Below are 13109 nucleotides of genomic sequence, written 5' to 3'. Positions count from 1 at the left end.
TACGCGCAATCGGTCCTTGGCCTTGAGTTTCGGGCTCCCGGTAAGTCGAGCTTTCGGGGCACCCAGTTAAGAACAATTAAAAGGTGAGTATCTTACTCAACTTTATACTTGACACTCATACTCAAGTTTTCCTATCAAGGCAATGCCTGATCGAAACAGAACTGGAAATCGCGTCCTCTGGTTTTGAATTAGACAGGGCCTCCGGCAAGCCGGGGGTAACAAATGCCCGGCAAGCCAACCGCCCTCTCCTCTCCCTCAGCGGCTAGCCAGCCCGGCCTTTAACCGGAAACGAAACACCGGACACAAAAAAGGCGCCAACCGGATGGTGGCGCCCCTGACATTTCAATAAAATTCGAGCCTAAGCGTTCGCTGCAATTGGCGTCTCGGTAACATCGATCTTGAGCAGATCGCGCATGCCGAACCGGTCTTCCGACAAGTCTGCAATCGATTTCGTGTCCAGCACTTCCATGAAGGCTTCCAGCGCTTCATGCAGCAGGCCGTTAAAGCCACAGGACATGATCAACGGGCAATCCTTGCGGCCGGAGTCGAAACATTCCGCCAGCAGGAAGCTCTCTTCAGCTGCGCGGACGACTTCCCCGACAGTAATTCCTTCGGCCGGACGAGCCAGCATGACACCTCCATTCCTGCCACGAATGGTCCTGATCAGATTGGCATCGACCAAAACTTTCATGATCTTGAACAGATGGGTCTCGGACATCTCGAAGCTGGCAGCGATATCCGCAACCTTGCTCGGTTTGTCCGGGTTAACGGCGCAGTACATCAGCGCGCGCACGGCGTAGTTTGTCTGTTGTGTCAAACGCATGCACTAGATATGCGGTGCGCTGTCGCAAAGGTCAATCATAAAATTTGAATGTGTTATGCGACTTTTAGCAAAATTCCGCCATGCGCGCCAATTTTACGCAGGCACTTACTTTGTGTTTCGATAACTGAACCAGTCAAAATCCGCATGTTTTGCCTGACCGGATGTATCCATCGCATGCATGCCGACAAAGGCTCCCGTAAAGTTGGAATGCGCTCCCCGTCCCGATTCATCTGCCAGGATAGTGGCGTCAAAAGCAGGGCCGATCCGCTGCCAGTCCTGCCCCTCTGCCTTGAATTCAAAGCACAGTGCCATCTCCCTGACCGAGACTTTCATTGCGATGGAACCAGCGGCCGGGAGATTGACCGGTTCGTCCAGGGGAGCGATCAGCCCACCACCTGGATAGTCGCCGGGACAGGCGAATATCGTCAGAACCCGACCGAGCACCTCATCGAAGGTTATTGCAAGATAGAAGAACTGGTATCGGCCGTAATAGGCGATCAGGCCCGCCGTCTGCTGAGGAGTCTGGGGCTCAAAGTCAACCAGTGTTTCAGCTTCGTAGCTGTACTCCGTCTGGCGGCGGGCAACCAATGCCTGTTCAAAATAGCTGCCGACGGATTCGCGGCCGAACAGGCGCAGATGTCCAGGTCGGTCGGTCAACGAAAACAAGCGTTCGGGATAAGGAGTGCGCAACCATTGAAAAACATCCGGCAAATCCGGTTCATCGAAGTCGTGTCGTGATGGTTCTTCCGGAAAGACGTGCACCGGCAAGTCAGGAGCTTTGACTTGTGCCTGAGGTTCCAGGCCACCACTTTCCAACCGCAACCAGCCATCCTCTCCCCATCTGCATTTCTGGATGGATGTTTCCCGGCCCATCTGGCAGCGATTTTGACCGAGTCGCGGTCGTCCCATCAGGTGTACCAGATACGTTTCGCCGGTTTGCGTTTCGACAAGATCGCCATGGCCTGCACGCTGGATCGGATTGTCCGGTGCAAAGCGCGAGGTGACAACATGGGCATCCGGATGCAACTCATAAGGCCCACCCAACCGCCTGGAGCGGGCAAGCGTTACAGCGTGATCATAGGCAGTTCCACCTTCTGCGGTCAGCAGATAGTACCAACCCTCGCGCTTGTAGAGATGCGGACCTTCCGTCAGTCCAAGTTCGGTTCCGGTAAAAACATTTCTGATCGGACCAACCAGCTTCCTGACCTCGGGGTCATATTCCTGGAGCGCAATGCCCGCGAAGGAGTTGTGGCCGACCCGATGGTCCCAGATCATGTTCAAATGCCACTTGCGACCGTCGTCATCGTGGAACAGGGACGGGTCGAAGCCTGAGGAATTCGTGTAGACCGGATCCGACCAGGGGCCTTGGATATCAGGCGCTGTTACGATGTAGTTATGCGCATCCTTGAAAGACCCGTCCTTGCGCTTCACATCAGTGTAAACCAACCAGAAAAGCCCGTCGGCATATGTCAGACAGGGAGCCCAGACACCGCAGGAATCTTCATTTCCACGCATATCCAACTGTTCGGGACGGGTCAGCGGGCGGGTCAGAAGACGCCAGTGCTTCAGATCTCTTGAATGGTGGATTTGCACCCCGGGAAACCATTCGAAAGTAGACGTGGCAACGAAATAATCATCGCCAACACGGCATATGGACGGATCAGGATTGAAGCCCGGCAGGATGGGATTGAAAATCATCTGAGGTACGTTACTCACAATCAAGCCTCCAAAGCGCATTCGAAACGGATCAACGACCGTGGTGAAAGGGATTTGTGTGGGATGCGCTCCCTAGGTATGATTTAAAGCTGGTTCAGTACCCTGAGGCAAGTTGTCTTTTAAAAAAACGTCAATGCCGATCCGTTCCTGATCGTCAATGATCGGCGCTCCATCGCAGAGCGCTTTGAGAACGCGAATGGCACTGCGGATTTCGTGCCCGGGATCCTGCGCGATCACGGCGTCCAGCACATTCGCCTGCAAGGCCTCGCGTGTGTAAGGCGTCAGTTCATGTCCGACAAAGACGACATCCTCCGCCCGGCCTGACTCGGTCAGTGCCGCAATCGTGCCCCTGTTGCCGGCACCTATATTGTAGAGCCCGGCAAGATCCGGTTCATCGTTCAAGAGTTTTTTGACCAGATCCGCGTTGCGGGCATTGTCATCTCTGCCTTCGCGCACTTTCAAAAGTTCCAAATGCGGGTAGTCCCTTTCGATTACCTCACGGCATCCGGCAAAGCGATCCGAGTGGTCCCGCAACCCCAGGGAGCCCGCGATCAGCCCAATCCTGGCCGGCTTTTTCGGCAGGAAGCGGCCCAGAATCCGGCCGGCGGTCCGCCCTGCTGCAACATTGTCGATGCCGACGAAGCGTTGGCGCGTGGACGAGGGATGATCGGACACAAGGGTAACAACGGGAACCCCACGATCCTGTAACCGGTCTATAGATGCCCGGACTTCCGGAAAGGCCGGAGCCACAACCGCAACGCCGTCGCAGACGGATCGATCCAGGATGGCAAGTGTTCCGGCCACACGATGCCCGTCAAACGCATCAATCGGCTCCACGTGAACCTGCATGCGGTCTCCGCTCATGCTTTGGGCATGAGAAGCCGCCTCACGGGTCAGGTCTTCCATGAAGGCATTCGGGCCATTGGGAATGAGAAAATGAAGGCGGTACACACGCTTCTTGGCAAGGCCTGCCGCAAAGACATCCGGCTTGTAGTTCAGCGTCTCGGCTGCCTTTTTCACCTTTTGAATCGTGACTTTGCGCACGCCCGGGCGACCGTTCATCACCCGGTCGACCGTCGCAAGACTGACCCCGGCTGCATCGGCCACATCATGAATTGTTACGCGCCGCATCCGGTCTCCCAATCGCGCCTGTATGTTCTTGTTCCAACGGCTTCTTCAGGAGCAGTATAGCGATGAATGAGGTGCGGTCATCAAAAAATGTTGCAGCGCATAAATCCAGATCTGGCAGCCGGCCAGTATTGCTAAACGACCTGGCCGGCCGCATGCCCTGATGACCAGGCCCACTGGAAATTGAAGCCGCCGAGATGGCCGGTGACATCCACCGCTTCGCCGATGAAGTAAAGGCCGGGCACCTTAACGGTTTCCATGGTCTTGGACGACAGCTCTTTGGTATCGACACCACCAAGCGTCACTTCCGCCGTGCGGTAGCCTTCGGTGCCGACCGGGGTCAGCTGCCAGCGGTTGAGCTGCTCAGCCGCCCGGCGCAGCACCTTGTCGGACTGATCGGCGAGGCGCCCCTTTAGCTGAAACGCCTGAGACAGCGCGTCGGCCAGGCGGTTCGGCAGAAATTGACCAAGCGCTGTTTTCAAATCCTGCTTTGGTGTTTGTTGCCGGGCCGTTCGCAAGGTCTCAAAGACATCGGCTTCCGGCACAAGGTTCACCGAAATCGGTTTGCCTTCCTGCCAGTAGGAAGAAATCTGCAGGATGGACGGGCCGGAAAGACCGCGATGCGTGAACAACAGCCCTTCCCGGAACGTTGTTTTCTGAAACGACACTTTCGCGTCGACCGAGACACCGGAGAGCGAACTGCACAGCTCCTTGTTGGCATCCGAAAAAGTCAGTGGAACCAGCGCCGCACGCGGTGCCACGACATTCAGGCCGAATTGCTCGGCCAACTCATATGCGAAGCCTGAAGCGCCCATCTTCGGAATCGATGGTCCGCCAGTAGCGACCACAAGTGATTTTGCCCGCAACGGGCCCTTTGTTGTTCCGACAGAAAACCGGTCATCCGGCTTGTTCACGGCCTTGATCCCGGTTTCAAGCTGCAAGGTGCCTCCGGCGGCCTCAAGCTCATCCAGAAGCATCTGGATAATGTCCTTGGCACTCTCGTCGCAAAACAATTGTCCGAGCGTTTTCTCGTGCCAGGGAATACGGTGCCCATCCACCAGAGCCAGAAAGTCCTGCTGCGTGTATCGCTTTAGCGCCGAGACGCAGAAACGCGGGTTCTGCGACAGGAAATTGGCCGGCGAACAGTGAAGATTGGTGAAGTTGCAACGCCCGCCGCCGGAGATGCGGATCTTCTCCGCAGGCCGCTTGGCCTGGTCGACAACCAGCACCTTGCGCCCCCTCTTGGCCGCCTCAATCGCACACATCAGACCGGCAGCCCCGCCGCCAAGAATTAGAACATCCAGATCACGCATGGGCGAGGTGTATAGCGGGTTTCAGAGATGGGGGTAAGAGCACAAACGTTTATTGTCCTCCCGGGCGACCATCGGGTGCCCGGGAGGACAAGTGTGAGGATGCCAGATCGAGACGAAAACTTGCCAGATACAAAAAAACCGGCGACTCTTGCGAACCGCCGGTCTCTCTAAACTTACTTCCTGAAAAGAAGAAGCTTACTGCATTTCGGTGACGACCTCGAAACCGTCGGAACCGACTTCGAACAGGGCATAGGTGCCCGGAACGTCACCCTTGGCGTCGAACTCGTGCTCGCCTGCCGCACCCTTGTAGTCGATGGCGGTGCCAGCTGCGATCAGCTCTTTCGCCTTTTTCCACTCACCCGGACGGATCGGTTCGCCATCGCCATTGGAGACTTCCATCATGGCTGCTGCAACGTCTTCCTTCTTGCCGCCGGCCTTTTCAACGGCCAGAGCCATCAGGAAGGCTGCGTCGTAGGACGTGTTCGCGAAGATCGCGTCCGGATCGCCACCAACGCCCTTGAAGGCATCGTTGAACATGGTCAGGGATTCGGACTTCGCACCAACCGGAGATGATGCAACGAAGGAGGCGAGGTTTTCCGCACCCAGTTCATTGATGACAGCGTCGGACTTCATGCCGTCGCCGCCAACGAACTTGTCGAAGAACCCGTTTTCCAGCGCCTGACGCAGGATGGTCAGACCGGTGCCGTCGCCATAGTCGAAGATGACCAGCGTATCAGCGCCGCCCTTGGCCAGTTCAGCCAGGTTGGAACGGTAGGACGCCTTGCCTTCTTCGTGTGCTGCAAACTGGGTGATCTCGCCACCGAGTTCGTCGACATACTCCGATTTGAATGCATTGGCGAGGCCAGTGCCGTAGTCGTTGTTGAGGTAAGCAACCGCGACCTTGCCGTAACCCTGGTCCTTCATGGTGCGCGCCAGTGCACGACCCTGATAGTCATCGGAGGGAACGGTGCGGAACACAGTGCCCTTGTCTTCCAGGTTGGAGATTTCCGGAGACGTACCGGACGGTGTGATCAGCGCGATGCCGGCCGGGATAGTGACCGAACCCGCAGCAGCCAGAACAGCACCGGAACAATGCGGGCCGACAACGCCGACGACGCCTTCAATGTTCACGGCCTTGGTGGCAGCGTCGGTGCCGCCTTGCGGGTTACAGGCACTGTCGCCGACAACGCCAACCAGCGTTTCGCCAGCGCCGATGCCACCCTGTTCGTTGACCTGCTGAACAGCAAGCTGTGCAGCGTCGATCATGGCCGGTGCCATCGCCGCGATCGGGCCGGAGACGCCACCGAGCAGGCCGATTTTGACATCGGCTTTGGCCGGCACGGATGCCAGCGCGGTTGCAGTCATCAAACCGGCAGCAATCGCAAACAATTTGGTTTTCATCAAAGTACCTCCTCAATTATCCGGTCTTCGCCGGGTCTTTAGGATTTTCGGCTCCCACACTCATAGGTTAAGTGAGGGCCCCGGGGAACGGGCCTAATGTTGGTCCGCACCGGATTTCGTCGCCCGTTGATCACCTCTCAAAGGTTCGGGAAGCAATCCTTCCGGCCTAAACCGCAGAACAAGCTGCAACATCAGGCCTATCAGGAACAAGCGAATGTATTTTGCCTGGACTGCATATTCATGCGGAAGGCGATCAGTTGCAATCTCTGAAACGGACCAAATGATCCAGACAACCGCGGCACCGAGGATCGCGCCCCGGTTGTTGCCGGACCCACCGAGGATCAACATGATCCACACGAGGAACGTCGCAACCATCGGATCGATCGCTTCCGGTGTGATCGAGCGGTTGAAATGCGCAAACAAGGCGCCACCCAGCCCCATCAGGGCCGCGCCGAAGATGAAGGCCTCCAGGCGGCGGAACTCGACGTCCTTCCCCATCGCCTTGGCGGCACCCTCGTTGTCGCGGATCGCGCGCATCATCCGGCCCCAGGGAGCGTTGAACTGACGTTCGACCAACACGTAGGCCGCAATCAGGACGGCAAGCACGATGATAAGGTAAGCGATCTGCGATTCCATGTAGCCGATGTCACCCATCGGACGAGGGATGCTTGAGATTCCACGCGCACCGTTTGTCAGTGCCGGTTCCGACTTGATCACCAGGCGTATGATCTCGGCAATACCGATGGAGGCAATGGCGAGATAGTCGGAGCGGAACCGCAGACATATCTTCCCGATCGGCCAGGCAACAAGGCCAGCGGCCAGCATCGCCCCGATCCAGCCGAGCACGAAATGCAGATCGAACCCGCCCAGGCGCCCCTCGACGGCGGGCGTCGACAGGATCGCGGAGGTGTAGGCGCCAACTGCAAAGAAACCGGCAATACCTGCGTTGAAAAGACCGGCAAAGCCCCATTGAATGTTGAGCCCCAGCGCCAGAAGCGCATAGATGCCGATAAAGATCGCCATGAAGAGGGCGTAGTTGACGAGACCAAGGAATTCCATCTTTCTCCCCCCTTCCTTAGAGAACTTTTCCCTTGAGCAGCCCGGTCGGGCGCACAAGCAGCATGAACAGCAAAATGGCAAAGGCCATGGCGGCTTTGTATTCGCTCGGGATCACCAGAACCGAAAGCTCCTCGGCAATCCCGACAATCAATCCGCCGAGGACCGCACCTTCAACCCGGCCGACACCGCCAAGGATTGCTGCGGCAAACATCGGCAGCAGCATGTGCCAGCCCATCATCGACTTCAATTCGGTATTGTATCCGAGGAAGAAACCGGACGCCGCACAGAGCCCGCCCGCGATGATCCAGGTCAGCATGACAACCTTCTTGTTGTCGATGCCGGACAAAAGCGCCAGGTTCGGGTTGTCGGACATGGCCCGCATCGCCTTGCCCCATTTGGACTGGGTCAGGAACATCTGAAGCGCTCCGACCAGCACAAGCATTGCAAGGATCGTGTAAATCTCGCGATCGCGTATCCGGATGCCGAAATAGTCTTCCGGACGGACAATGCCTCGGGAATAGGTCTGCGTATCGACGCCCCAGACGACCTGCACGACTGCGCGGATCATGAGAGCAATACCGAGCGAGGCCATCACCGTCACGATTTTCGGTCGCTCTCTCAAGTGATTGTAGAACACCTTGTCGATGCCCACAGCTATCGCAGCTGTTGCGAGAATTGCGACCGGCAGAGCCGCAAGCGGCGACACCCCCAGGCTGGTCACTGCGGCCAGTGCTATGAACGCACCGAGCGTCGCCAGATCGCCATGCGCCAGATGTGCATATCGCAAAATCGCAAAGATCAGCGTGATGCCGACAGCACCAAGGGCATAGATAGAACCAAGCACGATACCCGGAACGAGATAGAAATTAATGAGTTCGAAGAGTTCCATACCGGTCAGCCCCCCAAGAACATTTCGGCGACTTCACGGTCGGCCAGGAGTTCGCCTCCGGTGCCTTCGTGACGATTTTTTCCCGCGGCCAGGACGTAGCCCCTGTCGGCAAATGCCAACGCCTGTTTGGCATGCTGTTCCACCAGCAGGATGGCAACTCCGGTATCGCGCACATCGCGGCAGATCTGGAATATCTGCTCCATGTATTTTGGCGACAGACCCGCTGTGGGTTCATCCAGCAACAGCAGTTTGGGATCCAGCATCAGGGCCCTGCCCATCGCCACCATCTGCCGCTGACCACCCGAAAGGCTGCCCGCCATCGTCTTGCGCCGTTCCTTCAGATCAGGAAACAGAGTGTAGACACGGTCATAAGCCGCAGACAGGTCTCCCTTTTTCAGGAAGCCTCCCATCTCCAGATTTTCGTGGATCGACATTTCCCGGAAGATGTTGTCAACCTGCGGCACGTAGCAGATGCCACGCTGAACGATGCGATTGGGTACCCAACCGGTTATGTCGTCACCGTCGAACAGCATTTTGCCGCCACGGATGGTCAGAAGACCGAAAACCGATTTCATCGCGGTGGATTTCCCAGCACCGTTCGGCCCGACGATTACGACAATCTCGTCCTGGTCAACATGCATTGAGACATCCTGCAGGATGTCCGCTTCACCATAGCCACCGGTGAGATGTTCCATTGACAGGAGCGCGCTCATGCGGCGTCCCCCGTCGTTTCACCAAGATAGGCTTCCAACACCTGCGGATTGGAGCGAACCGTCTGGAAATCGCCTTCGATCAAGACCTTGCCTTCGGCCATGCAAACGACCGGCGCGCAAAGTTTTTCGATCATTTCCATGTCGTGTTCGATCAGGATGAACGTGTATCCACGCTCCTTGTTCAGAATTTCAATTTTGGTTTCGAGCTTGCGCAGAAGCGTCCGGTTGACGCCTGCTGCCGGTTCGTCGAGCAGAACCAGCTTGGCATCGGTCATCATGGTCCGGCCAAGCTCAAGAAGTTTTTTCTGGCCGCCAGACAGGTTCCCGGCCCGCTCGTGGGCGACATGGGTCAGTTCCAGAAACTCAAGAGTTTCATAGGCACGTTTTTCGACATCGGTTTCGGCCGACTTGACTCGCCCCCAGGCGAACCAGTTGGCAAAAAGGTTCTCGCCCGGCTGAGATGGAGGCACCATCATCAGGTTTTCCAGCGCGGTCAGTTTGTGGAATTCGTGCGGTATCTGGAAAGTGCGCACCAGGCCTTTGTGAAAAAGCTGGTGGCTGGCCAGGCTGGTGACATCTTCACCCATAAACCGGATAGTGCCACTGGTCGGGCGAAGCGCCCCGGCAATCAGGTTGAACAGTGTGGTCTTTCCAGCCCCGTTGGGCCCAATCAGCCCGGTGATACTGTTTTCTTCGACGCGGAATGAACAGCCATTCACTGCCCGAAACCCGCTAAAATCCATAACGAGCTGATCAAGCTCCAGCATTCAAGCTCCTTGCCGCTCCCCTAAGCGGTCATTCTTATTTCCTTTGGCCGCAGCTTTCCTGTTGGTCAGGATTGTCAGAGCGGACGCAAAATAGCCCGTACCGGCGCAGCATCTAGACCTTCTAACTTCATTGGCAGCGCAATCAACTCATAATCACCCGGTTCCACCGCAGATAAGGCAAGATTTTCCAGAATCCGAAGATCCCGGGAACGAGCAATCTCATGACTAGGTAGTTTTTTGGATGTTTCAGGATCCACAGACGGAACATCTACCCCAATTAGTTTCACGCCATGATCAGCCAACAAAGTCATGGATTCGGGAGAAACGGCTCGAAACCCTTCAGGCCAAACCATGGGGTCAATCCTGTCCGCCAATCGAAGCAATACACGCAACGGTCGGTCCGCCAGGGATGCGCGCAACATGTCAGGCGAACAAAGGGCTTCCGGACCGCGCGCGTCGATCACTCTGGCAGGCCCGACAAAGTCTGTCAGATCGAGTTGGTCCACAGAAATGCCCTTTCTGTCGTAGTGCAAAGGTGCATCCGCATGAGCGCCGCAATGGCAGGACATGGAGAACTCGGCGACATTCACCGGACAATCCTCAGAAATTTCAAAGGTGTTTGCCGACTTGAAATGGGCATCCCCAGGAAAAACCGCCATGCCCTGGCGGACCGGAGGCGTGATATCGATAATGAGCGTCATTGAGACTGGCCTGGACGTTTAATTGTGATGTAGAATCTGGAGCTTAGCAACAAAACATGATGTATCGGCAAATTCAAAGCAAATGAATAATATGTGCGCAGTTCTACATGAATTTACTGTAATTTTTCACAGTTACCCAAATCTGCAGACTATCTTTGTAATTTAAATATTGACGCTTCCAGAAACTTAGCATTTTAAGACCATCATTGAAAACTCGATTTGGTGGAATAGAATCCAGTGATTCAGTGCCGGTGAGTCGACTAAATTGAACTTACAGTCTTGGATTTGTAAAACTACAAAATACAACCCTTAGAGGAAATTGGAGAGGGCAACTGACTACAAATCCCGATATTGCAGACGTGACATCAGACAATGGACAATCAAAGCCCGTCAGTATTGCCGATGATAAAGTGGATTTGGACCTTCTCGCCTCGATCTATGACCGCCTGGACACAGCCGTCTGGATTTTCGATTTCGATCTCAAACGGATCCTGTGGGCCAATGGAAAAACGCTTGAGGTGATGGACGCCTCCTCGTTGGCCGAACTTCAACTGCGCGACCTTGGGGCGGACATGTCTCCGTCGGTCGAAAAACGACTACGCCAGTACCGGCACGATTTCTGGAATCGAGACGTCAGTTTTTCCGAAATCTGGACGCTCTATCCCAAAGGTACTCCCAAAGTTCTGCAGATGGTGATGAGCGGTCTTCGCCTGAAAGACGGCCGTATGGCGCTCCTTTGCGAAGCCCGTGAGCACCATGAACAACAACCAGAAACACTGAGAAGCGCCGAAGCACTCCTTCACACGACAGTCATGATTTCGCTGTTCACCATGGATGGCCTGCCGCTTTATCGCAACACAGCCGCCCGCGCTGCATGTGTTTCTCTGGCTACCCGTTTCGAAGAGCAATTTGCAGATCCAAAAGACGCTCAAAAACTCCTCGAGCAGGTCGAGCGTGAACGGACATCAAAGCTTGTCGCCCGTATCAAGACGGGCGCGGGTACGAGATGGCATGAACTTACTATCCGTGCCTGCCATGACGCGGTAACCGGACAACCGGCCTATCTCGTCAGCGAAATCGATGTCACGGAACTGCACGAAACAAAGGAACGTGCCCAGTATCTTGCAAGCCATGACACGCTGACAGGACTGTCGAACCGAACCTACCTCAAGGAGCGGCTGACGCAGATCCTCAAAACTGCATCGGAAGCAAACCAGACCGCGACGCTTTATCTCGTCGATCTGGACGATTTCAAATTGGTCAACGATTCCATGGGGCATGCCGCAGGTGACGCCCTGTTGCAGCTGGTATCCGCCAAGCTGAAGGATCTCGCTTGCCCCGGTGATGTTGTTGCCCGACTCGGAGGTGACGAATTCCTGATCTGTCATCTGGAAAAGGAAGGATCTCAAAGCGACGACTGGTTCGGACAATCACTGCTGAACGCCTTCACACCACCACAGCTCATTGACGGCAAGGCTAAACATGTCGGCCTCAGCATCGGTTTTGCGCATTATCCGGAGGACGGTATCAAAATCGACCAATTGATGCGGCATGCAGATCTGGCGCTGTATCAGGCCAAGTCAAATCCGAGCACCAAATGCGTGCGCTACCATGAGCGCATGAAACGATTGCGGAACGAACATCTGGCAATTCGGAAGGATCTGGAGCAGGCGATCCGCGAGTATGAGTTCGTGCTTCATTATCAACCTGTTGCTTTTACCGGAAACGACCGGGTGGTAGCAGCAGAAGCGCTCATTCGCTGGCAACATCCGGAACAGGGGCTGATCCGCCCGGACCAGTTCGTTCCGATCGCCGAAGAAACCGGATTGATCAACGAAATCGGAGCCTGGGTCTGCCTTCAGGTGGCGCATATGCAGGCCCGCCTGCAAAAGCTCAAATATCCGGTAGGCCTGTCGCTGAATGTTTCGCCGCGCCAGCTTTCCGATCCGTTGTTCGTACCGTTGATGCAGTCGCTGCCGAGCGAAACCGGGTGCGACCCGAGCAAAATTTCCCTGGAAATCACCGAGACGGTTCTCTTGGGTGACATAGCCAATGCGCACGAGACTTTGGCCATCCTCAAGGAAACCGGCTATCAGATCGTCATTGACGACTTCGGCACCGGATATTCCAACCTTGCCTACCTTCACAATTACCCAATTGACGGTATCAAGATCGACCGGATGTTCGTGGAGGACATCACATCAGGAGGTGAAATCGTCAAGCTGATCCTGTCACTGGCAAAGGCACTTGGCGCCGATGTCGTCGCCGAGGGAGTGGAGACGATTGATCAGCGCTCCTGGCTCTCCAAAAACGGCTGCAATCTCTACCAGGGTTACCTCTATTCCAAGCCTGTGCCGGAAGACCGTTTCCTGTCCATGCTTCGCACGCAAATGGAACTTGCGGCTACGTAACCTTGGCGCGGGTTTTGAATTCCGGCCGGTTCCAGCTTTCCGTATCCAGGATTTCAGCCAGAATAGACACGGCGTCGATAACATCCTGATGCGACAGATATAGCGGCGTGAAACCGAACCGCATCACGTCGGGCGCACGAAAATCACCAATTACGCCACGGGCGATCAACGCCTGCATGACGGCATAT

At 55.8% G+C, this 13109-nt stretch carries 11 protein-coding genes and 1 pseudogene; 1 reads left to right on the top strand and 11 read right to left on the bottom strand.

The window, feature by feature from the left end; all coding sequences use genetic code 11:
- Positions 1-358 precede the first annotated feature (358 nt).
- From K5905_RS13465 to kynB, 10 genes are all read right to left on the bottom strand, one after another.
- Positions 359-823 carry an Rrf2 family transcriptional regulator gene (locus tag K5905_RS13465; RefSeq protein WP_297584678.1) on the bottom strand — a complete coding sequence of 155 codons (465 nt, stop codon included), beginning with the start codon at positions 821-823 and terminating at the stop codon, positions 359-361.
- A 105-nt stretch (positions 824-928) separates the two neighbouring features.
- Positions 929-2521, bottom strand: coding sequence for a glycoside hydrolase family 43 protein (locus tag K5905_RS13460; protein ID WP_297584680.1), 1593 nt, complete (start codon positions 2519-2521; stop codon positions 929-931).
- Between the two features lie 90 nt (positions 2522-2611).
- Positions 2612-3670 carry a LacI family DNA-binding transcriptional regulator gene (locus K5905_RS13455; protein WP_297584675.1) on the bottom strand — a complete coding sequence of 353 codons (1059 nt, stop codon included), beginning with the start codon at positions 3668-3670 and terminating at the stop codon, positions 2612-2614.
- A 131-nt stretch (positions 3671-3801) separates the two neighbouring features.
- On the bottom strand, positions 3802-4980 hold the full coding sequence (locus tag K5905_RS13450; protein ID WP_297584674.1) for an NAD(P)/FAD-dependent oxidoreductase: 1179 nt from the start codon (positions 4978-4980) through the stop codon (positions 3802-3804).
- 195 nt (positions 4981-5175) lie between these two features.
- On the bottom strand, positions 5176-6381 hold the full coding sequence (locus K5905_RS13445; protein ID WP_297584671.1) for an ABC transporter substrate-binding protein: 1206 nt from the start codon (positions 6379-6381) through the stop codon (positions 5176-5178).
- A 93-nt stretch (positions 6382-6474) separates the two neighbouring features.
- Positions 6475-7440: a branched-chain amino acid ABC transporter permease gene (locus K5905_RS13440; protein WP_297584669.1), complete on the bottom strand. Its 966-nt coding sequence runs from the start codon at positions 7438-7440 to the stop codon at positions 6475-6477.
- Between the two features lie 16 nt (positions 7441-7456).
- Complete coding sequence (locus K5905_RS13435) at positions 7457-8329, bottom strand: branched-chain amino acid ABC transporter permease (protein WP_297584667.1); 873 nt, start codon at positions 8327-8329, stop codon at positions 7457-7459.
- Between the two features lie 5 nt (positions 8330-8334).
- On the bottom strand, positions 8335-9042 hold the full coding sequence (locus tag K5905_RS13430) for an ABC transporter ATP-binding protein (RefSeq protein WP_297584665.1): 708 nt from the start codon (positions 9040-9042) through the stop codon (positions 8335-8337).
- The gene (locus tag K5905_RS13425) at positions 9039-9809 is read right to left on the bottom strand and encodes an ABC transporter ATP-binding protein (protein WP_297584663.1); all 771 of its coding nucleotides are present in this window, start codon (positions 9807-9809) and stop codon (positions 9039-9041) included. Before K5905_RS13425 ends, K5905_RS13430 begins: the two co-directional genes overlap by 4 nt.
- A 74-nt stretch (positions 9810-9883) precedes the next feature.
- Positions 9884-10510, bottom strand: a complete 627-nt coding sequence (gene kynB, locus K5905_RS13420; RefSeq protein WP_297584660.1) for an arylformamidase — start codon at positions 10508-10510, stop codon at positions 9884-9886.
- Between the two features lie 410 nt (positions 10511-10920).
- Between kynB and K5905_RS13415 the strand changes: the two genes are divergently transcribed.
- On the top strand, positions 10921-12921 hold the full coding sequence (locus tag K5905_RS13415; RefSeq protein WP_297584657.1) for a bifunctional diguanylate cyclase/phosphodiesterase: 2001 nt from the start codon (positions 10921-10923) through the stop codon (positions 12919-12921).
- Here K5905_RS13415 and K5905_RS13410 read toward each other — a convergent pair.
- A pseudogene (locus K5905_RS13410) lies at positions 12914-13109 on the bottom strand (kynureninase); the annotation flags it as partial. The gene K5905_RS13415 and the pseudogene K5905_RS13410 overlap by 8 nt on opposite strands.

The sequence above is a fragment of the Roseibium sp. genome, from assembly GCF_025698965.1.
GTDB lineage: Bacteria > Pseudomonadota > Alphaproteobacteria > Rhizobiales > Stappiaceae > Roseibium.
This window is presented reverse-complemented; position numbering and strand designations above follow the sequence as displayed.

What these genes read in the sequence shown, in the direction of transcription:
- K5905_RS13465 (WP_297584678.1), bottom strand. Translation starts at nt 823, where the DNA reads ATGCGTTTGACACAACAGACAAACTACGCCGTGCGCGCGCTGATGTAC.
- K5905_RS13440 (WP_297584669.1), bottom strand. Translation starts at nt 7,440, where the DNA reads ATGGAATTCCTTGGTCTCGTCAACTACGCCCTCTTCATGGCGATCTTT.
- K5905_RS13445 (WP_297584671.1), bottom strand. Translation starts at nt 6,381, where the DNA reads ATGAAAACCAAATTGTTTGCGATTGCTGCCGGTTTGATGACTGCAACC.
- K5905_RS13430 (WP_297584665.1), bottom strand. Translation starts at nt 9,042, where the DNA reads ATGAGCGCGCTCCTGTCAATGGAACATCTCACCGGTGGCTATGGTGAA.
- K5905_RS13435 (WP_297584667.1), bottom strand. Translation starts at nt 8,329, where the DNA reads ATGGAACTCTTCGAACTCATTAATTTCTATCTCGTTCCGGGTATCGTG.
- kynB (WP_297584660.1), bottom strand. Translation starts at nt 10,510, where the DNA reads ATGACGCTCATTATCGATATCACGCCTCCGGTCCGCCAGGGCATGGCG.
- K5905_RS13450 (WP_297584674.1), bottom strand. Translation starts at nt 4,980, where the DNA reads ATGCGTGATCTGGATGTTCTAATTCTTGGCGGCGGGGCTGCCGGTCTG.
- K5905_RS13460 (WP_297584680.1), bottom strand. Translation starts at nt 2,521, where the DNA reads ATGATTTTCAATCCCATCCTGCCGGGCTTCAATCCTGATCCGTCCATA.
- K5905_RS13425 (WP_297584663.1), bottom strand. Translation starts at nt 9,809, where the DNA reads ATGCTGGAGCTTGATCAGCTCGTTATGGATTTTAGCGGGTTTCGGGCA.
- K5905_RS13455 (WP_297584675.1), bottom strand. Translation starts at nt 3,670, where the DNA reads ATGCGGCGCGTAACAATTCATGATGTGGCCGATGCAGCCGGGGTCAGT.